The 26,030-nt window shown below is 52.4% G+C and carries 24 protein-coding genes, 2 tRNA genes and 1 rRNA gene; 6 read left to right on the top strand and 21 right to left on the bottom strand.

Annotated elements, in window-relative coordinates; all coding sequences use genetic code 11:
* Positions 1 to 14 precede the first annotated feature (14 nt).
* From rffG to trxA, 8 genes are all read right to left on the bottom strand, one after another.
* Positions 15 to 1,082: a dTDP-glucose 4,6-dehydratase gene (rffG, locus tag C4F37_RS21945; protein ID WP_001540196.1), complete on the bottom strand. Its 1,068-nt coding sequence runs from the start codon at positions 1,080 to 1,082 to the stop codon at positions 15 to 17.
* Entirely contained in the window at positions 1,082 to 2,344 is a 1,263-nt protein-coding gene (gene wecC / locus C4F37_RS21940) for a UDP-N-acetyl-D-mannosamine dehydrogenase (protein WP_000006615.1), read from the bottom strand. Before wecC ends, rffG begins: the two co-directional genes overlap by 1 nt.
* Positions 2,341 to 3,471: a non-hydrolyzing UDP-N-acetylglucosamine 2-epimerase gene (wecB, locus tag C4F37_RS21935; RefSeq protein WP_000866670.1), complete on the bottom strand. Its 1,131-nt coding sequence runs from the start codon at positions 3,469 to 3,471 to the stop codon at positions 2,341 to 2,343. Before wecB ends, wecC begins: the two co-directional genes overlap by 4 nt.
* A 55-nt stretch (positions 3,472 to 3,526) precedes the next feature.
* Positions 3,527 to 4,573, bottom strand: coding sequence for an ECA polysaccharide chain length modulation protein (gene wzzE / locus C4F37_RS21930; RefSeq protein WP_001314258.1), 1,047 nt, complete (start codon positions 4,571 to 4,573; stop codon positions 3,527 to 3,529).
* Positions 4,574 to 4,584: 11 nt separating this feature from the next.
* Positions 4,585 to 5,688: a UDP-N-acetylglucosamine--undecaprenyl-phosphate N-acetylglucosaminephosphotransferase gene (gene wecA, locus C4F37_RS21925; RefSeq protein ID WP_001050975.1), complete on the bottom strand. Its 1,104-nt coding sequence runs from the start codon at positions 5,686 to 5,688 to the stop codon at positions 4,585 to 4,587.
* 239 nt (positions 5,689 to 5,927) lie between these two features.
* The gene (gene rho, locus C4F37_RS21915) at positions 5,928 to 7,187 is read right to left on the bottom strand and encodes a transcription termination factor Rho (RefSeq protein ID WP_001054527.1); all 1,260 of its coding nucleotides are present in this window, start codon (positions 7,185 to 7,187) and stop codon (positions 5,928 to 5,930) included.
* An 84-nt stretch (positions 7,188 to 7,271) separates the two neighbouring features.
* Positions 7,272 to 7,373 (bottom strand): rho operon leader peptide RhoL, encoded by a 102-nt coding sequence (gene rhoL / locus C4F37_RS21910; protein ID WP_014640242.1) that lies wholly within the window; start codon positions 7,371 to 7,373, stop codon positions 7,272 to 7,274.
* A gap of 140 nt (positions 7,374 to 7,513) precedes the next feature.
* Positions 7,514 to 7,843, bottom strand: coding sequence for a thioredoxin TrxA (gene trxA / locus C4F37_RS21905; protein ID WP_001280776.1), 330 nt, complete (start codon positions 7,841 to 7,843; stop codon positions 7,514 to 7,516).
* Between the two features lie 130 nt (positions 7,844 to 7,973).
* On the opposite strand from trxA, the gene rhlB reads away from it, so the two are divergent.
* Complete coding sequence (gene rhlB / locus C4F37_RS21900) at positions 7,974 to 9,239, top strand: ATP-dependent RNA helicase RhlB (protein ID WP_000047499.1); 1,266 nt, start codon at positions 7,974 to 7,976, stop codon at positions 9,237 to 9,239.
* Positions 9,240 to 9,374: 135 nt separating this feature from the next.
* Positions 9,375 to 10,859 (top strand): guanosine-5'-triphosphate,3'-diphosphate diphosphatase, encoded by a 1,485-nt coding sequence (gene gppA, locus C4F37_RS21890; RefSeq protein WP_001314257.1) that lies wholly within the window; start codon positions 9,375 to 9,377, stop codon positions 10,857 to 10,859.
* Between the two features lie 46 nt (positions 10,860 to 10,905).
* Here the strand turns inward: gppA and rep are convergent, their stop codons facing one another.
* On the bottom strand, positions 10,906 to 12,927 hold the full coding sequence (gene rep, locus C4F37_RS21885) for a DNA helicase Rep (RefSeq protein WP_001238868.1): 2,022 nt from the start codon (positions 12,925 to 12,927) through the stop codon (positions 10,906 to 10,908).
* A gap of 86 nt (positions 12,928 to 13,013) precedes the next feature.
* On the opposite strand from rep, the gene ppiC reads away from it, so the two are divergent.
* On the top strand, positions 13,014 to 13,295 hold the full coding sequence (gene ppiC / locus C4F37_RS21880; RefSeq protein ID WP_001140251.1) for a peptidylprolyl isomerase PpiC: 282 nt from the start codon (positions 13,014 to 13,016) through the stop codon (positions 13,293 to 13,295).
* A 45-nt stretch (positions 13,296 to 13,340) separates the two neighbouring features.
* Here the strand turns inward: ppiC and ilvC are convergent, their stop codons facing one another.
* Positions 13,341 to 14,816: a ketol-acid reductoisomerase gene (gene ilvC, locus C4F37_RS21875; protein ID WP_001296589.1), complete on the bottom strand. Its 1,476-nt coding sequence runs from the start codon at positions 14,814 to 14,816 to the stop codon at positions 13,341 to 13,343.
* A 149-nt stretch (positions 14,817 to 14,965) separates the two neighbouring features.
* Here ilvC and ilvY point away from each other — a divergent pair, with 149 nt between their 5' ends.
* The gene (ilvY, locus tag C4F37_RS21870; RefSeq protein WP_000365762.1) at positions 14,966 to 15,856 is read left to right on the top strand and encodes an HTH-type transcriptional activator IlvY; all 891 of its coding nucleotides are present in this window, start codon (positions 14,966 to 14,968) and stop codon (positions 15,854 to 15,856) included.
* Here ilvY and ilvA read toward each other — a convergent pair.
* The 7 genes from ilvA to ilvL form a co-directional block, all read right to left on the bottom strand.
* Entirely contained in the window at positions 15,853 to 17,397 is a 1,545-nt protein-coding gene (gene ilvA, locus C4F37_RS21865; RefSeq protein WP_024193512.1) for a threonine ammonia-lyase, biosynthetic, read from the bottom strand. The two genes, ilvY and ilvA, sit on opposite strands and share 4 nt — an antisense overlap.
* 2 nt (positions 17,398 to 17,399) lie before the next feature.
* Entirely contained in the window at positions 17,400 to 19,250 is a 1,851-nt protein-coding gene (gene ilvD / locus C4F37_RS21860) for a dihydroxy-acid dehydratase (RefSeq protein ID WP_001127366.1), read from the bottom strand.
* 64 nt (positions 19,251 to 19,314) lie between these two features.
* Positions 19,315 to 20,244 carry a branched-chain-amino-acid transaminase gene (gene ilvE / locus C4F37_RS21855; RefSeq protein WP_000208520.1) on the bottom strand — a complete coding sequence of 310 codons (930 nt, stop codon included), beginning with the start codon at positions 20,242 to 20,244 and terminating at the stop codon, positions 19,315 to 19,317.
* A gap of 19 nt (positions 20,245 to 20,263) precedes the next feature.
* Positions 20,264 to 20,527 (bottom strand): acetolactate synthase 2 small subunit, encoded by a 264-nt coding sequence (ilvM, locus tag C4F37_RS21850; protein ID WP_000983255.1) that lies wholly within the window; start codon positions 20,525 to 20,527, stop codon positions 20,264 to 20,266.
* Positions 20,524 to 22,170, bottom strand: a complete 1,647-nt coding sequence (gene ilvG / locus C4F37_RS21845; protein ID WP_001540188.1) for an acetolactate synthase 2 catalytic subunit — start codon at positions 22,168 to 22,170, stop codon at positions 20,524 to 20,526. Before ilvG ends, ilvM begins: the two co-directional genes overlap by 4 nt.
* 2 nt (positions 22,171 to 22,172) lie before the next feature.
* Positions 22,173 to 22,223, bottom strand: a complete 51-nt coding sequence (ilvX, locus tag C4F37_RS21840) for a peptide IlvX (RefSeq protein WP_001387183.1) — start codon at positions 22,221 to 22,223, stop codon at positions 22,173 to 22,175.
* Between the two features lie 86 nt (positions 22,224 to 22,309).
* Positions 22,310 to 22,408, bottom strand: a complete 99-nt coding sequence (ilvL, locus tag C4F37_RS21835) for an ilv operon leader peptide (protein ID WP_032139988.1) — start codon at positions 22,406 to 22,408, stop codon at positions 22,310 to 22,312.
* A 352-nt stretch (positions 22,409 to 22,760) separates the two neighbouring features.
* On the opposite strand from ilvL, the gene C4F37_RS21825 reads away from it, so the two are divergent.
* Positions 22,761 to 24,281 carry a YifB family Mg chelatase-like AAA ATPase gene (locus C4F37_RS21825; protein WP_001540186.1) on the top strand — a complete coding sequence of 507 codons (1,521 nt, stop codon included), beginning with the start codon at positions 22,761 to 22,763 and terminating at the stop codon, positions 24,279 to 24,281.
* Positions 24,282 to 24,305: 24 nt separating this feature from the next.
* Here the strand turns inward: C4F37_RS21825 and maoP are convergent, their stop codons facing one another.
* Positions 24,306 to 24,644, bottom strand: a complete 339-nt coding sequence (maoP, locus tag C4F37_RS21820; RefSeq protein WP_000841001.1) for a macrodomain Ori organization protein MaoP — start codon at positions 24,642 to 24,644, stop codon at positions 24,306 to 24,308.
* Positions 24,645 to 24,762: 118 nt separating this feature from the next.
* Between maoP and hdfR the strand changes: the two genes are divergently transcribed.
* Complete coding sequence (hdfR, locus tag C4F37_RS21815; RefSeq protein ID WP_000379257.1) at positions 24,763 to 25,602, top strand: HTH-type transcriptional regulator HdfR; 840 nt, start codon at positions 24,763 to 24,765, stop codon at positions 25,600 to 25,602.
* A gap of 95 nt (positions 25,603 to 25,697) precedes the next feature.
* On the opposite strand, the gene C4F37_RS21810 is transcribed toward hdfR, so the two are convergent.
* From C4F37_RS21810 to rrf, 3 genes are all read right to left on the bottom strand, one after another.
* Positions 25,698 to 25,773 (bottom strand) — tRNA-Trp (locus C4F37_RS21810).
* Between the two features lie 8 nt (positions 25,774 to 25,781).
* Positions 25,782 to 25,858: transfer RNA gene (locus C4F37_RS21805), tRNA-Asp, on the bottom strand.
* A gap of 53 nt (positions 25,859 to 25,911) precedes the next feature.
* A 5S ribosomal RNA gene (gene rrf, locus C4F37_RS21800) occupies positions 25,912 to 26,027 on the bottom strand.
* Between the last annotated feature and the right edge of the window lie 3 nt (positions 26,028 to 26,030).

Below are 26,030 nucleotides of genomic sequence, written 5' to 3'. Positions count from 1 at the left end.
GCCTCCGCTGAAAATTAGCCTTTCAGACCTAAACGCTCGCCCTGATAGCTGCCGTCCTGCACCTGCTTACACCAGCTTTCATTAGCCAGATACCACTGCACCGTTTTACGCATTCCACTTTCAAAGGTTTCCTGCGGCAGCCAGCCAAGTTCACGGGCAATTTTCGAAGCATCAATGGCATAACGCAGATCATGCCCCGGACGGTCAGCGACAAAGGTGATCAGGTCACGATAGTGCGCCACGCCGTGCGGCTTATTAGGAGCCAGTTCTTCCAGCAGCTCGCAAATGGTTTCCACAACATCGAGATTCTTACGCTCGTTGTGACCACCAATATTATAGGTTTCACCGACTTTCCCTGTGGTCGCCACGCAATACAGCGCGCGGGCGTGATCTTCAACATACAGCCAGTCACGGATTTGCTGCCCGTTGCCATATACCGGCAGCGGTTTACCCGCCAGCGCGTTGAGGATCATCAGCGGGATCAGTTTTTCCGGAAAGTGGTAAGGACCGTAGTTATTCGAGCAGTTGGTGATAAGCGTCGGCAAACCATAGGTCCGCAGCCAGGCGCGCACCAGATGGTCGCTGCTGGCTTTTGACGCGGAATAAGGGCTGCTCGGCGCATACGGCGTGGTTTCGGTGAAGAAATCATCCGTCGAGTGCAGGTCACCATATACTTCGTCGGTGGAGATATGATGAAAACGGAACGCTGATTTTTTATCTTCCGTCAGCGCAGTCCAGTAAGCCCGCGCCGCTTCAAGCAGTGTATAAGTCCCGACAATGTTGGTTTCAATAAACGCTGCCGGGCCGTCAATAGAACGGTCAACATGGCTTTCGGCTGCCAGATGCATGACACAGTCTGGCTGATACTCAGTGAATACGCGCGCCAGTTCTGCCCGATCGCAGATATCAACTTTCTCAAAGGCAAAGCGCTCGCTTTGCGCGACCGGTGCCAGAGACATCAGGTTTCCGGCGTAGGTCAGCTTATCGACCACCACCACCGCGTCGCTCGTTTCGTTGATGATATAACGCACCAGCGCCGAGCCAATAAACCCGGCACCACCTGTTATCAGAATCTTTCTCATCAGCGCCAGACTCCTTTGGCATCGACGACATACTGCTGATGGACGTTGTCGCCATTGATAACTTTGAACTGACTATGATCGACCAGCATCACCAGCACATCTGCCGTTGCCAGCGCCTCGTCAAGCTGCGCCAGAGTACAAAGCCCGGTCAGTTTCTTCGGCAACTGGTGGATGTTAGGCTCAACAACCAGCGTTTCGCCGCTGTGCCACCGGGCGATCAGTTCAGCGATTTCCATTGCCGGACTTTCGCGCAGGTCATCAATATTCGGTTTAAACGCCAGACCAAAGCAGGCGATTTTCAGTTCACTGACGCGTTTATCGGTAGCAGCCAGACAATCAGCCACCGCCGCTTTCACCTGATCGATAACCCAGAACGGTTTGTGATCGTTCACTTCGCGCGCGGTACGGATAAGCCGCGCCTGCTGGGGGTTCTGTGCCACGATAAACCACGGATCAACAGCGATGCAGTGACCGCCCACGCCAGGGCCTGGCTGAAGAATATTGACGCGAGGGTGACGATTCGCCAGGCGAATCAGTTCCCAGACGTTAATCCCCTGATCGGCACAAATCAGCGACAATTCATTAGCAAAAGCGATATTCACATCGCGGAAGCTGTTTTCGGTGAGCTTACACATTTCTGCCGTCCGCGAGTTAGTGACGACACACTCACCCTCGAGGAAAATTTTGTACAGTTCGCTGGCACGGGCCGAACAAACCGGCGTCATACCACCAATCACGCGATCGTTTTTAATCAGCTCGACCATAACCTGGCCCGGTAATACGCGTTCCGGGCAGTAAGCAATGTTGACGTCCGCCAACTCGCCCACCTGCTGTGGGAAAGTGAGATCTGGACGCATCTCTGCTAACCATTCTGCCATCTTCTCGGTTGACCCCACCGGCGAGGTGGATTCAAGGATCACCAACGCGCCTTTTTTCAACACTGGCGCGATGGAGCGGGCAGCCGATTCGACGTACGTCATATCTGGCTCATGATCGCCTTTAAACGGCGTCGGTACAGCAATCAACCAGGCATCCGCTTCAACTGGCGTCGTGCTCGCTCGTAAAAAACCGCCTTCTACGGCAGTTTTTACTACGCTCGCCAAATCAGGCTCGACGATATGGATTTCGCCACGATTGATGGTATCAACCGCGTGTTGGTTGATATCGACACCAATCACCTGTTTTTGCCTTGAGGCAAACGCAGCTGCTGTAGGCAACCCGATGTAACCCAGTCCGATAACAGAAATGGTCGCAAAACTCATAGTGATATCCGATTATTTTTTAACGCTTCCAGAATGCGAGAGCATGCCTGACCATCACCATACGGGTTATGGGCGCGGCTCATAGCTTGATATTCGTTTTCGTCTTTTAAAAGACGCGTCACTTCCTCGACAATTCGCTGCTTATCCGTGCCGACCAGACGCACCGTACCCGCCGTCACCGCTTCCGGACGCTCAGTGGTATCGCGCATCACCAGCACCGGTTTCCCCAGCGAAGGCGCTTCTTCCTGAATGCCGCCTGAGTCGGTCAAAATCAGCCAGGCGTGGTTCATCAGCCAGACAAACGGTAAATACTCCTGGGGATCGATCAGAATGACATTTTTCACATGCCCCAGAATGCGATTGACCGGCTCTCTGACGTTCGGGTTGAGATGCACCGGATAGACAATCTGGATGTCCTGGTGCGTGGTGGCGATGTCTGCCAGCGCATGGCAGATTTCTTCAAAGCCACGACCGAAGCTCTCACGCCTGTGACCGGTCACCAGAATCATCTTTTTATCGGGGTCGATAAACGGGTAATTTGCCGCCAGTTCTGAACGCAGCGTATCGCTGCTCATCACCTGGTCACGCACCCATAACAGTGCATCAATGACTGTATTACCAGTAATGAAGATTCGGCTATCCGCAACATTTTCACGCAGCAAGTTTTGCCGGGAAGTTTCGGTTGGAGAGAAGTGATACATCGCCAGATGCCCGGTCAATGTACGGTTAGCCTCTTCCGGCCACGGCGAATAGAGATCGCCCGTGCGCAGACCAGCCTCAACGTGACCAACAGGAATACGCTGATAAAACGCCGCCAGGCTGGTTGCCAGCGTCGTCGTAGTATCGCCGTGAACCAGCACGACATCTGGTTTGAACTCGGCAAGAATAGGTTTTAGCCCTTCCAGAATCCGACAGGTTATCTCTGTAAGGCCCTGTCCTGGCTGCATTATGTTGAGATCGTAGTCAGGTACAATGGAAAAGAGTTTCAGCACCTGATCGAGCATCTCCCGATGCTGCGCAGTGACGCAAACTTTAGCCTCAAAAAAAGGATCTTTTGCCAACGCATGCACCAACGGTGCCATCTTGATGGCTTCCGGGCGCGTACCAAATACAGTCAGTACTTTCACATCGATTCTCTTCGAATAAGCGGCGAGCGCCTTTGCGCTCACCGCAGCAGTGTTGCTATTTCGAGCAACGGCGGGTTAATGCGACACCAGCCCCGATCAGTCCCCCGACAATGCCCCACATAATCATCAGGAAGGCACGACGTGGGCTATCGCGTTTTACCGGTTCTTCCGGCGTACGCAAATAGCGATAGGTCTGAAAACGCGGATCCAGGGTTGGACCAACATTCAGGGTGTTTAACATGGCCCGATTCTGATCATAGTCGAGATCAAAGGCCGGACCGACGGCCTGTAAATTTTCCAGTCGAGCCTGGAGCATTGGACGCCCAAGCAGGAACATTTCTGAATCAGGTAATTCCTCGGCAGGCACATCTGTCGCACTGCGCGAAATATTATGCTGCTCAGCAATTTTCAGCGCCTGTTCAATACTGTTCATCCGGCGATCGTAGATGGCTTTCGCCACCTCTTCCTGACGCTTCACCTGAGCTTTCATCTGGATGGTGCGTGCCGCCCATGCGCCTTTCAGCTCATCATTCAGATGGCTGGCTGCACGCTGGCTGGCAAAAGCAACATACTGACGTAACAGGTTATTAGCGTCAGGCGCAGTTTCGGCAATCAGCTTCACGCTGTCATTGACCGCGCGGGTGAAGTCACCGGGAATAAACACGATGTTGTTGATCATTTCATCCAGCAACGCCGCATCTGCTTTGCTGTTGCCCACCATCCGCTGCTTGTAATAGTCGGTTTGCAGCCAGAACTCTCTGCGGGTATCCCACGAGGCCAGTTGCATAACAAACTCTTTATAGGCTTCGTCCATGACCGATGGTTGGTCGGCAGAAGCCATGTTTGAACGGACATCCAGGTTACGCAAAAATTGCTGCTGTGAGTAATATCCCCCCAGCATATTCACCGTTGGACGATCGGTAATCGCCGTCGAGCTCCACTCCTGACGAGCAAAAAAAGTATACGCCAGCGCGATTAACGCAAACGCCAGCCCCATGCCAATAATCCACAGCTTCCCAGCCCACAAGGTACGAAACAACCCACGAATATCCAGTTCATTTTCAGCGTCTTCGGCCGGTTTCCCAGGCATTGGTTGTGTCATCACATCCTCATTTATTTGGTTAAATTGGGGCTGCCACCACGATTTCTACGCAGTCTGCGTTTTACGCGCTTAATAAAGCGAGCAACTTTCCAGGCACGCTTAATGCAATATCCATAGAGGAAGAATGCTAGCAAAAAGAGCACCAGCATGACCCACTCCGGGACAAAATGAGAATATTCTGCCAGCACGCCAATGGAAGCGAGCAGTGCTGCGGCAAGGGTAATCAGCACAAACGCCTGGCGGGAAGTAAACCCGGCACGCATGATCAAATGGTGAATATGCTGACGGTCAGGAGAGAATGGGCTCATGCCTTTACGCAGGCGACGGTACATAATCGCCACCATATCCATTAGCGGAATGGCGATAATCCACAAAGCGGTAACCGGGCTGATGGGATGAGTTTTGCCCTGGGTCGTTTCGAGCAGGATCCAGATCACGGTAAAACCAATCAGCGTACTGCCCGCATCCCCCATAAAGACTTTGTAGCGGCGACCCAGTATACCAAGGTTAAGCATGATGTATGGCAGGATGGCGGCGATCATCGCAAAGCACCAGATTGCGAGACTGGTTTGCCCGTCGAACAACAAAATCATACCGATTGCTGCAAACGAGACGCAGGACAACCCGCCCAGCAAGCCATCAATGCCATCAACCATGTTGAACGCATTAATGGCCGCCCAGACGGCAAATAGCGTCAGGAAGTAACCAAACGGTCCGAGCACCATCTCCCAGGAGCCAAAGATATAACCCAGGCTACTGAGATAAAGTTTGCCGAACACCATCATAACAATGCCAACAGCGGCCTGTATGGTGGCACGGATTTTTACGCTGATATCAAAACGGTCATCCACCGCGCCAATGAAAACAAGCACACCAGCACAAGCGAGATAGAGAGATGCATGCGGAATATAGTAATCAACAATTCCGAACGTGAAGCAAATCCCTGCGTAAACCGAAATCCCCCCAACGAGAGGTATCAATCCCTGGTGACGTTTGCGGAAGTTTGGTTTATCCACTAAACCGACTTTTTTTGCCACCTTACGGGCAAAAAACAGAAACAGTGTCGTGAATAAAAAAATACTGATGAGATCAGTACTCACTGTCAGTAAATTCACAATGCATGCTCTCAGAGAAAATTATTAGCAGAAGTATAACCACGAAGACCTTTATTCAGAAGGGAAAGTCCGTTCCGAACCCACCAGTCCTGTGCAAAAATTAACCACTTGATATGCAAATTGCATAACACACCAGCAAATTCCAGGAATTTTCCTAGCATCGCCAGCGCGGCATTAAGATTACAGATATAAAAGCAAAACGCCACGTAAACACGTGGCGTTTTTGGCATAAGACAAATTTATGAGCGTTTCATCATTTCGAAGAAATCGTCATTGGTCTTGGTCATTGCCAGTTTATTAATGAGGAATTCCATTGCATCGATTTCGCCCATCGGGTGAATGATTTTGCGCAGGATCCACATTTTCTGCAGTTCTTCCTGAGTCGTGAGCAGCTCTTCTTTACGGGTACCGGAACGGTTGTAGTCGATAGCCGGGAAGACGCGTTTTTCAGCGATCTTACGAGAGAGGTGCAGTTCCATATTGCCTGTACCTTTAAACTCTTCGTAGATAACTTCGTCCATTTTAGAACCGGTATCGATAAGCGCCGTCGCGATAATGGTCAGGCTGCCGCCCTCTTCCACGTTACGCGCCGCACCGAAGAAGCGTTTCGGACGATGCAGGGCGTTGGCGTCCACACCACCGGTCAACACTTTACCTGACGCCGGAACAACGGTGTTGTAAGCGCGCGCCAGACGAGTGATGGAGTCGAGCAGAATGATAACGTCTTTCTTGTGCTCAACCAGGCGTTTCGCCTTCTCGATCACCATTTCCGCAACCTGAACGTGGCGAGATGCGGGTTCGTCAAAGGTAGAAGCAACAACTTCACCTTTTACCAGACGCTGCATCTCGGTTACTTCTTCCGGACGTTCGTCGATCAGCAGAACCATCAGCACACAATCCGGGTGGTTGTAAGCAATGCTCTGAGCAATGTTCTGCAGCAGCATGGTTTTACCGGCTTTCGGCGGTGCCACAATCAGACCACGCTGACCACGACCGATAGGTGATGCCAGATCCAGTACGCGAGCGGTTAAATCTTCCGTAGAACCGTTACCACGTTCCATACGCAGACGAGAGTTTGCGTGCAGCGGGGTTAAGTTCTCAAAGAGGATTTTGTTGCGGGCGTTTTCAGGTTTGTCGAAGTTAACTTCGTTAACTTTCAGCAGCGCAAAATAGCGTTCACCTTCTTTCGGCGGGCGAATCTTACCAGAGATGGTATCACCAGTGCGGAGGTTGAAACGGCGGATTTGGCTAGGGGAAACGTAGATGTCATCAGGACCGGCGAGGTAGGAGCTGTCTGCGGAACGGAGGAAACCAAATCCATCCTGCAATATCTCCAGTACGCCATCACCAAAGATATCTTCGCCACTCTTTGCGTGCTGCTTCAGGATGGCAAAAATAATGTCCTGCTTACGCATACGAGCCAGGTTTTCCAGCCCCATATTTTCGCCGAGAGTGATCAGCTCAGAAACCGGCGTATTCTTTAATTCGGTAAGATTCATAGTGGTGTGAGTTCTTAAACTTGGGGTAAATCTCGAACTTAATGTTGTGAATGGTATGGCAGGATCATCCATGCCTGTTTACGGTCATCGACTCATGTCTTTTCGCTGCCTGGTCACAGGAGAGTACGCAGAACTGAAACGACAAAACGGATTGAGTGACGAGCCAGAAATCTGTTCACTTCGCATTTAAGATAAAACGGGAAGCGTTGGAAATTACAAGATTCAAACTTAATAAGGTATGTTTAATACGAAGTCAACACTAAGTTAGCATGACTCACGCCGGGCGTCCAGTTTTTAGCGACGGGGCACCCGAACATGAAATTCCCTTACGCCAGGTTAGCGTCGAGGAACTCTTTCAACTGACCTTTAGACAGTGCGCCCACTTTGGTTGCCGCCACTTCACCGTTTTTGAACAGCAGCAGAGTCGGGATACCACGGATGCCATATTTCGGCGCAGTGCCAGGGTTTTGATCGATGTTCAGTTTTGCAACGGTCAGTTTGCCCTGATATTCGTCAGCGATTTCATCCAGAATCGGGGCGATCATTTTGCACGGACCGCACCACTCTGCCCAGAAATCAACGAGGATCGCCCCGTCCGCTTTGAGTACATCCGTGTCAAAACTGTCGTCAGTCAGGTGAATAATTTTATCGCTCATATATAACTCCACAGGAATAAGCCTGGCGTGTTGGTTTCGTTGTTGGTGTAACATTAACCAACTAAAGGTTGACTTTATTTCACCGGATACGCTTTCGTAAAGCAATAGTAAGCTGATATTCTACCACACTATGAGCAAAACACATTTAACAGAACAGAAGTTTTCCGACTTCGCCCTGCATCCGAAGGTTGTAGAAGCCCTTGAAAAAAAAGGGTTTCATAACTGTACGCCCATTCAGGCACTGGCCCTTCCGCTGACGCTGGCGGGTCGTGACGTAGCCGGGCAGGCGCAAACCGGTACCGGGAAAACGATGGCGTTTCTTACGTCAACGTTTCATTATCTTCTCTCTCATCCCGCGATTGCCGATCGCAAAGTGAATCAACCGCGTGCCTTAATTATGGCACCGACGCGTGAACTTGCCGTGCAGATCCACGCCGACGCGGAACCGCTGGCGGAAGCTACTGGCCTGAAGCTGGGTCTGGCTTACGGTGGTGATGGCTACGACAAACAGCTGAAAGTGCTGGAAAGCGGCGTTGACATTCTGATTGGCACCACGGGTCGTTTAATTGACTACGCCAAGCAGAACCACATTAACCTCGGTGCCATTCAGGTGGTGGTACTGGACGAAGCCGATCGCATGTACGATCTGGGCTTTATTAAAGATATCCGCTGGCTGTTCCGCCGTATGCCGCCTGCAAACCAGCGCCTCAACATGCTGTTCTCCGCCACGCTTTCGTACCGGGTACGTGAACTGGCGTTCGAGCAGATGAACAATGCCGAATATATTGAAGTGGAACCGGAACAGAAAACGGGCCACCGTATTAAAGAAGAGCTTTTCTACCCTTCTAACGAAGAAAAAATGCGTTTGCTGCAAACGCTGATCGAAGAAGAGTGGCCAGACAGAGCGATTATTTTCGCCAACACCAAACACCGTTGTGAAGAGATCTGGGGCCACCTGGCGGCAGATGGTCATCGTGTCGGTTTATTGACAGGCGATGTCGCGCAGAAAAAACGTCTGCGTATTCTTGATGAATTTACCCGTGGGGATCTGGATATTCTGGTTGCCACCGACGTTGCCGCGCGTGGTTTGCACATCCCTGCTGTGACACACGTCTTTAACTACGATTTACCCGATGACTGTGAAGATTACGTTCACCGTATTGGTCGAACAGGTCGCGCTGGCGCAAGTGGTCATTCCATCAGCCTGGCATGTGAAGAGTATGCATTGAATTTGCCTGCTATTGAGACCTATATTGGTCACTCAATTCCGGTAAGTAAATACAATCCGGACGCATTGATGACCGATCTGCCAAAACCGCTGCGCCTCACGCGCCCGCGCACAGGTAATGGTCCGCGTCGTACTGGCGCTCCGCGTAATCGTCGTCGTTCAGGTTAAATAAAAAATGTCATACTCCAAATCATTCAAGCTGTATCAAGATGGCAAGAGAATGAATCCCGATGAGTTTACTGTCGTAAGTGATTCAGGTGAAAGAATGCAGCCAACACAGAGACAGATTGAAGGATGAAGAGTATGGGTTCCACCTCGTCGCTGTATGCAGCCATTGATCTCGGTTCGAATAGTTTTCATATGCTGGTTGTGCGCGAGGTGGCTGGAAGCATCCAGACGCTGACGCGAATAAAACGCAAAGTGCGTCTGGCTGCCGGCCTGAATAGCGAAAATGCCCTGTCTAATGAAGCAATGGAGCGCGGTTGGCAATGTCTGCGCCTGTTTGCTGAACGTCTGCAAGATATCCCTCCCTCGCAAATTCGCGTTGTCGCTACGGCGACATTACGCCTTGCCGTCAATGCGGGTGATTTTATTGCCAAAGCGCAGGAAATCCTCGGTTGTCCGGTACAGGTGATCAGCGGTGAAGAGGAAGCGCGTCTGATTTATCAGGGCGTTGCTCACACCACTGGCGGTGCCGATCAGCGCCTGGTGGTGGATATCGGCGGAGCCAGTACTGAACTGGTAACCGGCACGGGTGCACAAACCACCTCTTTGTTCAGCCTGTCGATGGGCTGCGTTACCTGGCTGGAACGCTATTTTGCCGATCGTAATCTGGGGCAGGAAAATTTTGATGCTGCAGAAAAAGCGGCACGCGAAGTGTTACGTCCGGTTGCCGATGAATTACGGTATCACGGCTGGAAAGTGTGCGTTGGCGCTTCCGGCACCGTGCAGGCGTTACAGGAAATCATGATGGCACAGGGGATGGATGAACGCATTACCCTGGAAAAGTTGCAGCAACTGAAACAACGCGCCATTCATTGCGGTCGGCTGGAAGAGCTAGAGATTGACGGGCTGACGCTGGAACGTGCGTTAGTGTTCCCGAGTGGTCTGGCGATCCTGATAGCCATTTTTACCGAACTGAATATTCAGTGTATGACCCTGGCGGGCGGTGCGCTGCGTGAAGGCCTGGTCTACGGTATGTTGCATCTTACCGTCGAGCAGGATATTCGCAGCCGTACGCTGCGTAATATTCAGCGCCGCTTTATGATCGATATTGATCAGGCACAGCGCGTAGCCAAAGTTGCGGCTAACTTCTTCGATCAGGTGGAAAATGAATGGCATCTTGAAGCAATAAGCCGCGATTTGCTCATCAGCGCCTGTCAGCTTCATGAAATCGGCCTGAGCGTTGACTTCAAACAAGCGCCGCAACACGCTGCTTATCTGGTACGTAATCTGGATCTTCCCGGTTTTACCCCCGCACAGAAAAAACTGCTGGCGACGCTACTGCTCAACCAGACTAATCCGGTCGATCTCTCATCGCTGCATCAGCAAAATGCCGTACCACCGCGCGTCGCAGAACAACTCTGCCGTTTACTCCGCCTGGCTATCATTTTTGCCAGCCGTCGCCGTGACGATCTCGTGCCAGAGATGACATTACAGGCTAACCATGAACTGTTGACCTTGACGCTTCCGCAAGGTTGGCTAACCCAACATCCGCTGGGTAAAGAGATTATTGATCAGGAAAGCCAGTGGCAGAGCTATGTCCACTGGCCGCTGGAAGTGCATTAATGAGTAAGTGCCGGATGCGATGCTGACACATCTTTTCCGGCCTTGATTATTTCCCTCGTTTTGCTGCCATCATCGCTTTCAGATTTGCCAAATGACTTTGCCCTTTCAGCATCCGTTCTTCGGCGCTGACCACTTTGCGCTCCTGTTCCCAAATCAAATCATCCTGCGGCAGCTCCAGCAGGAAGCGGCTCGGCTCCGGGCGCACCAGTTCGCCGTACTGACGGCGTTCTTTACACAGCGTAAAGGTCAATTCCTTCTGGGCGCGGGTAATGCCGACATAGGCCAGCCGCCGCTCCTCATCGATATTATCTTCATCGATACTGCTCTGGTGCGGCAGAAATCCTTCTTCCATACCGACCATGTAAACATAAGGAAACTCCAGTCCTTTTGACGCGTGCAGGGTCATCAGTTGCACCTGATCCAGCTCTTCCTCGCTCTCGCCGCGCTCCATCATGTCGCGCAGAGTAAAGCGCGTCACCACCTGGGTGAGCGTCATCGGCTCATCCAGTTCGCTGCCTTCCAGCATCTCCGTCATCCAGCTAAACAGTTGGTTGACGTTCTTCATGCGCATTTCGGCAGCTTTCGGGCTGGGCGATGTTTCGTACAGCCAGGATTCATAATCCATGCCGTGGATCAGATCGCGCACCGCGGCAATCGGCTCCCGCTCCGCCAGACGCTGGATTTCTGCCAGCCAGTGAGTGAAGCGGGTCAATGCTTCATAACCACGTCCGCTAAGCGTCTGACTCAGGCCCATATCAAAGCTGGCGGTAAACATGCTTTTATTGCGCGTCATCGCCCATTCACCTAGCTTTTTCAGCGTCGCCGGGCCAATCTCTCGCTTCGGCGTGTTAACGATACGCAGAAATGCGCTGTCATCGTCCGGGTTAGTCAGCACGCGCAGATAAGCCAGCAAGTCCTTGATTTCAGGACGAGAGAAAAACGACGTACCGCCAGATATTTTGTACGGGATGCGGTTTTGCATCAGGAATTTTTCAAATACCCGCGACTGATGGTTGCCGCGATAAAGAATGGCGTAATCTTTGTACTGCGTTTTATTGACGAAGTGATGGGCGATCAGCTCGCCGGTGACGCGCTCGGCTTCATGTTCCTCGTTATTCGCGCTTAAAACTTTTAGCTCTGTGCCGTAACCCAGTTCGGAGAACAGACGCTTTTCAAAGACGTGCGGGTTATTGGCGATCAGGATGTTCGCCGCTTTCAAAATACGTCCGGAAGAGCGGTAGTTCTGCTCAAGCTTAATCACCTTCAGCGCCGGAAAATCCTGGCTCAGCAGCACCAGATTCTGCGGACGTGCGCCGCGCCAGGAGTAGATCGACTGGTCGTCATCGCCCACCACGGTAAAGCGCGCGCGGCTGCCCACCAGCAGTTTCACCAGTTCATACTGGCTGGTGTTGGTGTCCTGATACTCATCCACCAGCAGGTAGCGAATTTTGTTCTGCCAGCGCTCGCGGACTTCTTCATTGCGTTGCAGCAGCAACGTTGGCAATAAAATCAGATCATCGAAGTCGAGAACGTTACAGGCTTTCAGGTGTGCATCATACAGCCCATAACAATGGGCAAAAATACGGTCCCGCTCGCCCTTTGCCTCTGCCGCCGCCTGCGCCGGTGTTTTGAGATCGTTCTTCCAGTTGGAGATGGTCGAAATTAGCTGTTGCAGGAGAACTTTGTCATCTTCAATCAGCCCCTCGGTCAACTCTTTAAGCAAAGCAAGCTGATCGGTATCGTCAAACAGCGAAAAGTTAGCCTTCATCCCCAGCGCCGCATACTCGCGTTTGATGATATCCAGCCCCAGCGTGTGGAAGGTGGAAATCATCAGCCCACGCGCCTCTTTGCGCCCCAGCGTCTGCCCGACACGCTCTTTCATCTCGCGTGCCGCCTTATTGGTAAAGGTCACCGCCGCGATATGTCGCGCCTGATAACCGCAACCGCGGATCAGATGGGCGATTTTATTGGTGATAACACGAGTTTTACCGGAACCCGCGCCCGCCAGCACCAGGCAGGGGCCGGTAACGAATTCGACAGCTTGTTGTTGGCCGGGGTTTAGACGCATAGGAAAATCGCTCAATGAAAGTCGGGAGGGGAAAATAACAGCGTGGTAGTATAGCCAGCCTCATCCTTACCACTCAAGGCACGATCATGGCAAAAACAGCAGCAGCACTGCATATCCTTGTAAAAGAAGAGAAACTGGCTCTGGATCTTCTCGAGCAGATCAAGAACGGTGCCGATTTCGGCAAGCTGGCGAAGAAACACTCCATTTGCCCGTCAGGCAAACGCGGCGGTGATTTGGGTGAATTCCGCCAGGGTCAAATGGTTCCGGCGTTCGATAAAGTGGTTTTCTCTTGTCCGGTACTGGAGCCAACCGGCCCGCTGCATACCCAGTTCGGTTACCACATCATTAAGGTGCTGTACCGTAACTAACAGCAAGGCCTTCTCCGGGAGAAGGCCTTGAACTCTGAATCGCTATTAACCCGCAACAGCAATACGTTTCATATCCGTCATATAGCCGCGCAGTTTCTTACCTACCTGCTCAATCGCATGGCTGCGAATCGCTTCATTTACATCACGCAGCTGCGCGTTATCTACCGCACCTTCCGGAATAGCTTTACCCAGGTCGCCCGGTTGCAGCTCTGCCATAAACGGTTTCAGCAGTGGCACACAAGCGTAAGAGAACAGATAGTTACCGTACTCGGCAGTATCGGAGATAACCACGTTCATTTCGTACAGACGCTTACGGGCGATGGTGTTGGCAATCAGCGGCAGTTCGTGCAGTGATTCATAGTAAGCAGATTCTTCGATGATGCCGGAATCAACCATGGTTTCAAACGCCAACTCAACTCCTGCTTTTACCATCGCGATCATCAGTACGCCTTTATCGAAGTACTCCTGTTCGCCGATTTTGCCTTCATACTGCGGCGCGGTTTCGAATGCGGTTTTGCCAGTCTCTTCACGCCAGGTCAGCAGTTTCTTATCGTCGTTGGCCCAGTCAGCCATCATGCCGGAGGAGAATTCGCCGGAGATGATGTCGTCCATATGTTTCTGGAACAGCGGCGCCATGATCTCTTTCAATTGCTCAGAGAGCGCGTAAGCACGCAGTTTCGCCGGGTTAGAAAGACGGTCCATCATCAGGGTGATGCCGCCCTGTTTCAGCGCTTCGGTGATGGTTTCCCAACCGAACTGAATCAGTTTTTCTGCGTATGCCGGATCGGTGCCTTCTTCCACCAGCTTGTCGAAGCACAGCAGAGAACCAGCTTGCAACATACCGCACAGGATGGTTTGCTCGCCCATCAGGTCAGATTTCACTTCCGCAACGAAAGAGGATTCCAGAACGCCCGCACGGTGACCGCCGGTTGCAGCCGCCCATGCTTTAGCGATCGCCATGCCTTCGCCTTTCGGATCGTTTTCCGGGTGAACGGCAATCAGCGTCGGTACGCCGAATCCACGTTTGTACTCTTCACGTACTTCGGTGCCAGGGCATTTCGGCGCAACCATTACGACGGTGATGTCTTTACGGATCTGCTCACCCACTTCTACGATATTGAAACCATGAGAGTAGCCCAGCGCCGCGCCGTCTTTCATCAGCGGCTGAACGGAACGCACTACGTCAGAGTGCTGCTTGTCTGGCGTCAAGTTAACCACCAGATCCGCCTGCGGGATCAGTTCTTCGTAAGTGCCAACTTTGAAGCCGTTTTCGGTCGCTTTACGCCAGGATGCGCGCTTCTCGGCAATCGCTTCTTTACGCAGAGCGTAGGAGATATCGAGACCAGAATCACGCATGTTCAGGCCCTGGTTCAGACCCTGTGCACCACAGCCGACGATGACTACTTTTTTACCCTGAAGGTAGCTCGCGCCATCGGCGAATTCATCGCGCCCCATAAAGCGACATTTGCCCAGCTGTGCCAACTGCTGGCGCAGATTCAGTGTATTGAAGTAGTTAGCCATGGTGATTCCTCGTGATGTTGTGCTTCTTATTGTTCGGTTCGCGTTTGCGAGATTGAATTCACTATATGACAGGAAATTTATTGCGGAAATTGATATATTCACAACGTCACATTGCAATTTCTGCAACGTCAACATTAAGGGCTGCGCCATTGGATTTACGCGATCTGAAAACCTTCCTGCATCTGGCGGAAAGCCGCCATTTTGGCCGCAGCGCGCGGGCAATGCACGTTAGCCCGTCCACGCTCTCTCGGCAGATTCAGCGCCTGGAAGACGATCTCGGTCAGCCGCTGTTTGTGCGCGATAACCGCACGGTAACGCTAACCGAAGCAGGCGAAGAACTGCGCGTTTTCGCCCAGCAAACGCTGTTGCAGTATCAACAGCTGCGCCACACCATCGATCAGCAAGGACCGTCGCTCTCTGGCGAATTACATATCTTCTGCTCGGTGACCGCTGCCTACAGCCATCTGCCGCCGATTCTCGATCGCTTCCGCGCGGAACACCCGTCGGTGGAGATTAAACTCACGACTGGTGATGCGGCAGATGCGATGGAAAAGGTCGTCACTGGCGAAGCGGATCTGGCGATTGCCGGGAAACCGGAGACTCTGCCCGGCGCAGTGGCATTTTCGATGCTGGAGAATCTGGCAGTAGTGCTGATTGCCCCTGCGCTACCCTGCCCGGTGCGTAACCAAGTTTCGGCAGATAAGCCGGACTGGTCTACAGTGCCGTTTATCATGGCCGATCAGGGACCGGTGCGCCGGCGCATTGAACTGTGGTTTCGACGCAACAAAATCAGCAACCCGATGATTTACGCTACGGTCGGCGGGCATGAAGCGATGGTGTCGATGGTAGCGCTCGGCTGTGGCGTAGCCTTGTTGCCGGAAGTGGTGCTGGAAAACAGCCCGGAACCGGTGCGTAACCGCGTGATGATTTTAGAGCGCAGTGATGAAAAAACGCCGTTTGAACTGGGCGTGTGTGTGCAGAAAAAGCGGCTACATGAGCCGCTGATTGAGGCGTTCTGGAAGATTTTGCCGAACCACTAACCCGCCAAAAAGAACCTGAACGCCGGGTTATTGGTTTCGTCGTGGCAATCGTAGCCCAGTTCATTCAGCCGGGTTTCAAAATCCGGTTCATGATCGCCAAGCTCGAACGCCGCCAGTACGCGCCCGTAGTCGGTGCCATGGCTGCGATAGTGGAACAAAGAAATGTTCCAGTGCGTACCCAGCGTGTTGAGGAAGCGCAACAGCGCGCCCGGCGATTCCGGGAATTCGAAGCTGTAGAGGCGTTCCTGCAACGGATGCGACGGACGCCCGCCGACCATATAGCGCACATGCAGCTTCGCCATTTCGTCGTCGGAGAGATCCACTACGCTGTAGCCGCCATCGTTGAGCATCTGCAAAATTTCTTTGCGCTCTTCGAGACCACGGCTCAGGCGCACACCAACAAAAATGCAGGCGTTTTTGGCATCGGCAAAACGGTAGTTGAACTCGGTGACCGAGCGCCCGCCAAGCAGCTGGCAGAACTTCAGGAAGCTGCCCTTCTCTTCCGGGATGGTTACCGCCAGCAACGCTTCACGCTGTTCGCCCAGTTCGCAACGTTCCGAGACGTAGCGCAGGCCGTGAAAGTTCACGTTAGCACCAGAAAGAATATGCGCCAGCCGCTCACCGCGAATGTTGTGCTGGGCGATATATTTTTTCATTCCCGCCAGTGCCAGCGCGCCAGAGGGTTCCGCCACCGCGCGCACATCTTCGAACAGGTCTTTCATCGCCGCACATATGGCATCGCTATCGACGGTGATGATGTCGTCGAGATACTCCTGGCATAAACGGAAGGTTTCGTCGCCGATGCGTTTCACCGCAACACCTTCGGCAAACAGCCCCACGCGTGGCAGATCAACCGGATGACCTGCATCCAGCGCCGCTTTCAGGCAGGCGGAGTCTTCCGCTTCCACGGCAATCACTTTGATTTGCGGCATCAGTTGTTTGATCAGTACCGCCACGCCCGCCGCCAGACCGCCGCCGCCGACTGGCACAAATACGCGGTCGAGATGGGCGTCCTGCTGGAGCAGTTCCAGCGCCAGCGTGCCTTGCCCGGCGATCACCATCGGATGGTCGAACGGCGGCACCCAGGTGAAGCCCTGCAGCTGTGATAGTTCGATCGCTTTCGCTTTTGCTTCATCAAAGTTCGCGCCGTGAAGAAGCACTTCGCCGCCGAAGCCGCGCACCGCGTCGACTTTGATATCGGCGGTGGCGGTTGGCATGACGATCAGTGCCTTCACGCCTAACCGTGCGGAAGAAAACGCGACGCCCTGCGCGTGGTTACCCGCAGAAGCGGTGATCACGCCGTGCGCTTTCTGTTCTTCCGTCAGGCCCGCCATCATGGCATATGCGCCGCGCAGCTTAAAGCTATGAACTGGCTGACGGTCTTCGCGTTTCACCAGAATCACGTTATCGAGACGCGACGAGAGTTTTTCCATTTTTTGTAGCGGCGTAACCTGCGCCGCTTCGTAGACCGGCGCGCGCAGCACCGATCTTAAATATTCGGCGCCTTCCGGGGCGCCGGAGAGAGGTTGTGAGTCTGCCATCATTAACCCCCCAGTTTCGATTTATCACGCACCGCGCCTTTGTCGGCGCTGGTTGCCAGGCTGGCGTAGGCACGCAGCGCAAAGGAAACCTGACGTTCACGATTTTTCGGTGTCCAGGCTTTGTTGCCACGAGCTTCCTGCGCTTCACGACGCGCCGCCAGTTCGGCATCGCTTACCTGTAACTGAATGCCACGGTTCGGAATGTCGATAGCGATCAGGTCACCATCTTCAATCAGGCCAATGCTGCCGCCACTTGCCGCTTCCGGTGAGACGTGGCCGATGGAAAGACCAGAGGTGCCGCCAGAGAAACGACCGTCGGTGATCAGCGCACAGGCTTTACCGAGACCCATTGATTTCAGGAAACTGGTTGGGTAGAGCATTTCCTGCATCCCCGGACCGCCTTTCGGGCCTTCATAGCGAATTACTACCACATCTCCGGCGACAACTTTACCGCCGAGAATCGCTTCTACCGCGTCGTCCTGGCTTTCGTAGACTTTCGCCGGGCCAGTGAATTTGAGGATGCTGTCATCGACGCCTGCGGTTTTAACGATGCAGCCGTTTTCTGCGAAATTACCGTAGAGCACCGCCAGGCCGCCGTCTTTGCTGTAGGCGTGTTCCAGCGAGCGGATACAGCCATTGGAGCGATCGTCGTCCAGCGTATCCCAGCGGCAATCCTGCGAGAATGCCTGTGTAGTACGAATGCCCGCCGGGCCAGCGCGGAACATATTTTTTACCGCATCATCCTGGGTCACGATGATGTCGTATTGTTCCAGCGTTTGCGGCAACGTCAGGCCAAGTACATTTTTCACATCACGGTTCAGTAACCCCGCACGATCCAGCTCGCCGAGAATACCGATAACACCACCAGCACGGTGAACATCTTCCATATGGTATTTTTGGGTGCTCGGCGCAACTTTACACAGCTGCGGTACTTTGCGGGAGAGCTTATCGATATCACTCATGGTGAAGTCGATTTCCGCTTCCTGCGCCGCCGCCAGTAGGTGAAGAACGGTGTTGGTAGAGCCGCCCATCGCGATATCCAGCGTCATGGCGTTTTCAAACGCCGCCTTACTGGCGATGTTACGCGGCAGTGCGCTTTCATCATCCTGTTCGTAGTAACGTTTGGTCAATTCAACAATGCGTTTACCAGCATTGAGGAACAGTTGCTTGCGATCAGCGTGGGTTGCCAGCAGCGAGCCGTTGCCCGGCTGCGACAGGCCCAGCGCTTCGGTCAGGCAGTTCATTGAGTTAGCAGTAAACATCCCGGAGCAGGAACCGCAGGTTGGGCAGGCGGATCGTTCAACCTGAGCGCTCTGGGAGTCAGAAACTTTCGGGTCTGCGCCCTGGATCATCGCATCAACCAGATCGAGCTTAATGATCTGATCGGACAGTTTGGTTTTCCCGGCCTCCATCGGGCCGCCGGAAACAAAGATCACCGGAATATTCAGGCGCAGGGAAGCCATCAGCATCCCCGGGGTGATTTTGTCGCAGTTAGAGATGCAGACCATGGCGTCGGCGCAGTGGGCGTTGACCATATATTCAACGGAATCAGCGATCAGTTCGCGAGATGGCAGTGAATAAAGCATGCCCCCGTGGCCCATAGCGATCCCATCATCCACCGCAATGGTGTTGAACTCTTTGGCAACGCCGCCAGCCGCTTCAATTTGTTCGGCAACCAGTTTACCGAGATCGCGTAGATGGACGTGACCCGGTACAAATTGGGTGAACGAGTTCACAACCGCGATAATCGGCTTACCGAAATCGGCGTCGGTCATTCCGGTGGCGCGCCACAGCGCACGAGCACCCGCCATATTACGACCATGAGTGGTGGTGGCGGAACGGTACTTAGGCATACTTTATTTACTCCCAGTGTCTGTCTCGTAAATGGGACGGTGCGTGCCGTCCCATTTTTTGTATTTATTGATTAACTTGATCTAACCAGCCCCATTTATCTTCGGTTTCGCCAGTGAAGAGGCCGAAGAAGGCTTGCTGAATGCGTTTGGTAACCGGGCCGCAACGGCCTTCACCAACCTGAATACCATCTACACTGCGCACTGGCGTGATTTCTGCCGCCGTACCGGACATAAAGACTTCATCCGCCAGGTACAGGGATTCGCGCGACAGCACCTGTTCACGCACTTCAATTCCCAGCTCTTTCGCCAGTTTGATGATGGCATCACGGGTAATACCCGGCAGCGCGGAGGAGGTGAACGGTGGAGTGAACAGCACACCGTCTTTCACTTCAAACAGGTTTTCTCCTGCGCCTTCAGAGATATAACCATTCACATCCAGCGCGATACCTTCCTGATAACCGTGGCGGCGCGCTTCGCTACCCACCAACAGGGAAGAGAGGTAGTTACCTCCAGCTTTCGCTGCGGTTGGGATGGTGTTTGGTGCAGCACGGTTCCAGGAGGAAACCATCGCATCGATCCCCTGCTCCAGCGCTTCTGCGCCCAGATACGCCCCCCACGGGAAAGCGGCGATAATCACATCGGTTGAGTATCCCGCTGGCGGGTTTACGCCCATGCCAACATCACCGACGAAAATCAGCGGACGGATATAGGCGCTGGTGAGATTGTTTTTGCGGATCACGTCGCGACAAGCTTCCATCAGCTCATCAATGCTCTGCGAAACCGGGAAACGATAGATTTTGGCGGAGTCATGCAGACGCTGCATATGCTCACGATGGCGGAATACAACCGGTCCTTTGTGCGAGTCGTAGCAACGGATGCCTTCAAAAACCGAGGTGCCATAGTGCAGCGCGTGCGACATCACATGCACCTTCGCGTCTTCCCAGCGAACCATCTCCCCATTGAACCAAATGTAATCAGCTTTCTTCGTGGTCATTTTTATATTCCTTTTGCGCTCAGGCGCGGATTTGTTGTGATGTGGTTGTGCTCTGGCAGATGGCAACGTGTGCGACGTCCACCAGTTTATTTAACTGACTAAACAGTAAGTCGACCGACCGTGGGCTGGCAACGGTCAATTCGATATTTATATTTTGTGCATCGCTGGCGGCGGCCATATTCATTGAGCAGACGTGGAAACCACGATGACGCACCACGCGTAAAACACGTTCTAAGGTTTCCGGATTGAAGCGAGCCGATACATTGACCTGATGTTGCATCATGATAATTTCTCCAACATTTCTGAATTACTGGCACCTGGCGGCACCAGCGGCCAGACGTTCTCAAGTTCGTCGATTGAGACATGAAGCAGGTATGGCCCATCACTGTTCAGCATGGTGTCGAGTGCCGCTTCAACCTGGTCTTTATGGGTGATGTGTTGGCCAGGGATGCCGAAGGCGCTGGCTAACATGAGGAAATCGGGGTTATCGGTAAGGGTTGTTTCGCTGTATCGTTCCTGGAAAAACAGTTGCTGCCATTGTCGAACCATCCCTAACCGTTGGTTATCGAGTAAGACGATTTTCAACGGTAACTGCTTGCGTTTTACGGTGCCCAGCTCTTGCACATTCATCATGAAAGAGCCGTCACCGGAGATACAGACGACGGTATCGTTCGGTCGCGCGACTTGTGCGCCAACCGCCGCCGGTAAACCAAAACCCATGGTGCCTAAGCCGCTGGAGGTGATGAAATTTTCCGGGCGAGTGTGGGCGATGTGCTGCGCAGCCCACATCTGGTGCTGCCCCACATCTGTGGTCACGACGCAATCCGCAGGTTTTCGATCCGACAGTTGTTTTAACAACAACGGCGCGTAGATAGCGTCACCGGGATGGTCGTAACGCCAGGTATGTTCATCACGCAGCTGCGCGCAGTATTGCTGCCAGTCATTGATATTTAACGGCTGCTGTAATGCTGGTAACAGAGCATTTAAATCACCCTGTAATGCCACATGTGCCTGACGCAGCTTGTTCATTTCTGCCGGGTCGATATCCATATGGATAACGCTGGCGTGTGGTGCGAAGGTGTTCAGTTTGCCAGTCACCCGGTCATCAAAACGTGCACCCACGGCGATCAGTAGATCGCACTCCTGCACTGCGAAGTTCGCCGCTTTGGTGCCGTGCATCCCCAGCATGCCCAGATAGTACGGATAATCTGCTTCTACTGCGCCCAGCCCTTTCAACGTACAGGTGGCAGGCATTTTTGTGGCAGCGAGAAATTCACGCAAAGCCGAAACTGCCTGCGCCATGCCCACGCCACCGCCAACGTACAGCATCGGTTTTTGCGCTTTTGCCAGCATCTGACGCGCTTGCTCGACTTCGGCATGTGGGAAAGTCACTTCGTTTTCAACAGTGGTGAACCACGGTTCCAGATCGCCGCTGGCTAACTGGATATCTTTTGGAATATCGACCAAAACCGGACCAGGACGACCAGAGCTGGCGACGTCAAACGCTTCGGCCATGATACGCGGTAACTCTTCCAGTGATTGCACCAGGAAACTGTGCTTGGTGCAGGCTAACGACAACCCCAGAATATCCACCTCCTGAAATGCGTCAGTGCCGATAAACGGTGCGGATACCTGACCGGTGATAGCAACAACGGGGATGGAATCTAACAGCGCGTCCGCAAGCCCGGTTATCAGGTTGGTTGCACCTGGACCAGACGTGGCGATGCAAACGCCAGTTTTGCCGGTAGCACGGGCATAACCGATAGCCGCCATTGCTGCACCTTGCTCGTGTCGGCACAGCAAGTGTTCCACGCCACCGTCATACAATGCATCGTAAACCGGCATAATTGCGCCACCCGGATAACCGAAAACGGTGTTCACACCCTGTGCCCGCAACGCATGTACCACCCACTGTGCGCCATTCATAGTTAGTTCCCCGTCCTGAATCTTGAGAAACAGAATTTTGTGCTGTTATTCATTGTCTGCTCCTCAGTTATGTTTTTAAGGTCAAAAAAAACCCCCGGACCTTTCGGTGCGGGGGTCTTAGTTCGTTAAGGCTTGATCTCTAAGCCTTTCCTCGTCCAAGTGCAGCCCCGCACGGTGGGATAATAATCACCACCATGCTAATCACGACCAGGCTAATCACTCGTAGAAGGGCTGTCATTTTGTCTTTTCTTGCATCTTGTTCGAAGGAATGCCTAAAGAGTTACCATAGATTTTGCGAATAGCACAAGATATTTTTTGGCCGATTTTTATGATGTCTTTAATAATCTCAAGAGAAATTGTTGTTTTTTAAAAAGAAAATAGTGAGTGAAAAAAATTCAATTTCAGTATGAATGTTGTTCCCTTCCTCGTAGTTCATCCTTTGCCCGCTGCATTTTTGCGAGCATCATTCCACCGCCAGAACAACTCAACTTCACTTGCACAAATAAACAGGAATCAGCCACTAAAATTCACGAATTAGCGGGCTACAGCAGCGATATCTTATGCACATAATGGTGACTCAAGGAGGGCTTATGTCACTGTCAATTGTTCATACCCGCGCAGCCCTGGGAGTAAATGCGCCCCCAATCACTGTTGAGGTACATATCAGTAAAGGTCTACCAGGCTTAACGATGGTGGGCTTACCAGAAACAACGGTAAAAGAAGCTCGCGATCGCGTGCGCAGCGCCATTATCAATAGCGGATATGAATATCCGGCGAAAAAAATCACCATCAACCTTGCTCCAGCCGATCTGCCAAAAGAAGGGGGACGATATGATTTGCCTATCGCTATTGCGTTACTGGCGGCCTCAGAACAGCTTACAGCCAATAAGTTAGATGAATATGAATTAGTCGGAGAACTGGCGCTTACAGGCGCTCTGCGTGGCGTTCCCGGCGCAATCTCCAGTGCAACTGAAGCTATTAAGTCGGGCAGAAAAATTATCGTCGCGAAAGATAACGAAGATGAAGTGGGGCTAATTAACGGTGAAGGATGCCTGATAGCCGATCATCTGCAGGCTGTCTGCGCGTTTCTGGAAGGTAAGCACGCTCTCGAACACCCGAAACCAACTAATGCAGTATCCCGGGCGCTACAACATGATCTCAGTGATGTTGTCGGTCAGGAGCAAGGAAAGCGAGGACTGGAAATTACCGCCGCTGGCGGGCACAACCTTTTACTGATTGGACCGCCGGGAACAGGTAAAACAATGCTCGCCAGCCGTATTAATGGCCTTTTGCCAGATTTAAGCAATGAAGAGGCACTGGAGAGCGCTGCGATATTAAGTCTGGTAAATGCTGAATCAGTACAAAAACAATGGCGGCATCGCCCGTTCCGCTCACCTCATCACAGTGCGTCGTTAACTGCGATGGTGGGCGGTGGTGCAATTCCAGGGCCAGGTGAAATTTCGCTGGCGCATAACGGCGTGCTTTTTCTTGATGAGCTACCTGAATTTGAACGGCGTACACTGGATGCCTTGCGAGAGCCGATTGAATCCGGGCAGATCCATCTTTCACGCACACGAGCAAAAATAACCTATCCAGCCCGTTTCCAGCTTGTCGCGGCAATGAATCCCAGCCCTACCGGACATTATCAGGGAAACCATAACCGCTGCACACCAGAACAGACATTACGTTATCTCAACCGGCTCTCGGGGCCCTTTCTCGACCGCTTCGATCTCTCACTGGAGATCCCATTACCGCCCCCCGGCATTTTGAGTAAAACGGTAGTGCCGGGAGAAAACAGCACCACCGTTAAACAACGTGTAATGGCCGCCAGAGAGCGCCAATTTAAGCGGCAGAATAAACTGAACGCCTGGCTGGATAATCCGGAAATACGCCAATTCTGCAAGCTTGAAAGCGAAGATGCGCAGTGGCTGGAAGAAACGCTGATCCATCTGGGGTTATCGATTCGTGCCTGGCAGCGGTTATTGAAAGTTGCACGAACCATTGCTGATATTGATCAGTCTGACATTATCACACGTCAGCATTTGCAGGAGGCAGTTAGCTATCGTGCGATTGACCGTTTGCTCATCCATCTGCAAAAACTACTGACATAAAAAAAGGGCATTTCGCCCTTTTTATTAATCGTCAGAATCGGTGTAGTCTTCAGCACCTTCAACCTGCGGTTTACCGCCGGAAAGGGTGTGAAAACGTTTTGGACGCTTGATACGCGTCATATACTTGGACCACACGCGTTCTGCTTCTGTCACTGGTTCACGTTCGCCACGGCATACTGCTACGAAGAGTTTCTCTTCCTCGGTAACCGGCTCGCGTTTGCCAAGATCCAACTCATTGAAGGCATAACCATGACGCTCAAGCAGTTGTGCCTCTTTGATGGTGAAGTCACCATGACGAGAGAATCCACGTGGATAATGTTTATTGTCGAAATATCGATTAGTCGTCGTAAAGCTTTCCGCCATCCTGCACGCTCCTAATTCTTTGACCGAGCTAGTTATGGCGCGGAGTATTAGTTACGCTTGACAGAGTGTAAAACAAAACATTTAAATCATAACGACAAATAATTTTGCGGAGAGCACTGTGGATACGGAATTGTTAAAAACTTTCCTGGAAGTTAGCCGAACGCGTCACTTTGGTCGAGCGGCTGAATCGCTCTATCTGACCCAATCAGCCGTGAGCTTTCGAATCAGACAACTGGAAAATCAACTGGGTGTGAATCTTTTCACCCGCCACAGAAACAATATCCGTTTAACCGCTGCCGGAGAAAAGCTTCTTCCTTATGCAGAAACGCTCATGAGCACCTGGCAGGCCGCCCGCAAGGAGGTGGCGCATACCTCACGACATAATGAGTTTTCTATCGGTGCCAGCGCCTCGCTGTGGGAGTGTATGCTTAATCAGTGGCTGGGACGTTTGTATCAAAATCAGGATGTCCATACAGGCTTACAGTTCGAAGCGCGAATTGCCCAACGGCAGTCTCTGGTAAAACAGTTACATGAACGCCAGCTTGATCTTCTTATTACAACTGAAGCCCCCAAAATGGACGAATTTTGTAGTCAGTTGCTGGGGTATTTCACTTTAGCGCTTTATACCAGTGCCCCTTCTAAACTAAAGGGAGATCTTAACTATCTGCGACTAGAGTGGGGGCCAGATTTTCAACAGCATGAGGCAGGTTTGATCGGTGCTGACGAAGTTCCCATTCTGACAACCAGTTCTGCTGAACTGGCACAGCAACAGATTGCGATGCTTAATGGTTGCACCTGGCTACCCGTCAGTTGGGCACGTAAAAAAGGCGGCCTGCATACCGTTGTCGATAGCACAACACTTTCGCGGCCGCTTTATGCCATATGGCTACAAAATAGCGATAAAAATGCGTTGATTCGCGATCTATTGAAAATTAACGTGCTGGATGAAGTGTATTAATCTGAATGGCTGGCAAGGATGCCGGTAGAAGGATTTACTTCGGAGAGGGTTATTTCAGATAAAAAAAATCCTTAGCTTTCGCTAAGGATGATTTCTGGCAGGGGCGGAGAGACTCGAACTCCCAACACCCGGTTTTGGAGACCGGTGCTCTACCAATTGAACTACGCCCCTAATTAGGGTGGCGGAACGGACGGGACTCGAACCCGCGACCCCCTGCGTGACAGGCAGGTATTCTAACCGACTGAACTACCGCTCCACCGAATTCTTTTACAACCACCGGTTTATAACCGGCTTACTGCTAAATTTGATGCCTGGCAGTTCCCTACTCTCGCATGGGGAGACCCCACACTACCATCGGCGCTACGGCGTTTCACTTCTGAGTTCGGCATGGGGTCAGGTGGGACCACCGCGCTAAGGCCGCCAGGCAA

Source organism: Escherichia sp. R1, assembly GCF_003000935.1.
GTDB lineage: Bacteria > Pseudomonadota > Gammaproteobacteria > Enterobacterales > Enterobacteriaceae > Escherichia > Escherichia coli.
This window is presented reverse-complemented; position numbering and strand designations above follow the sequence as displayed.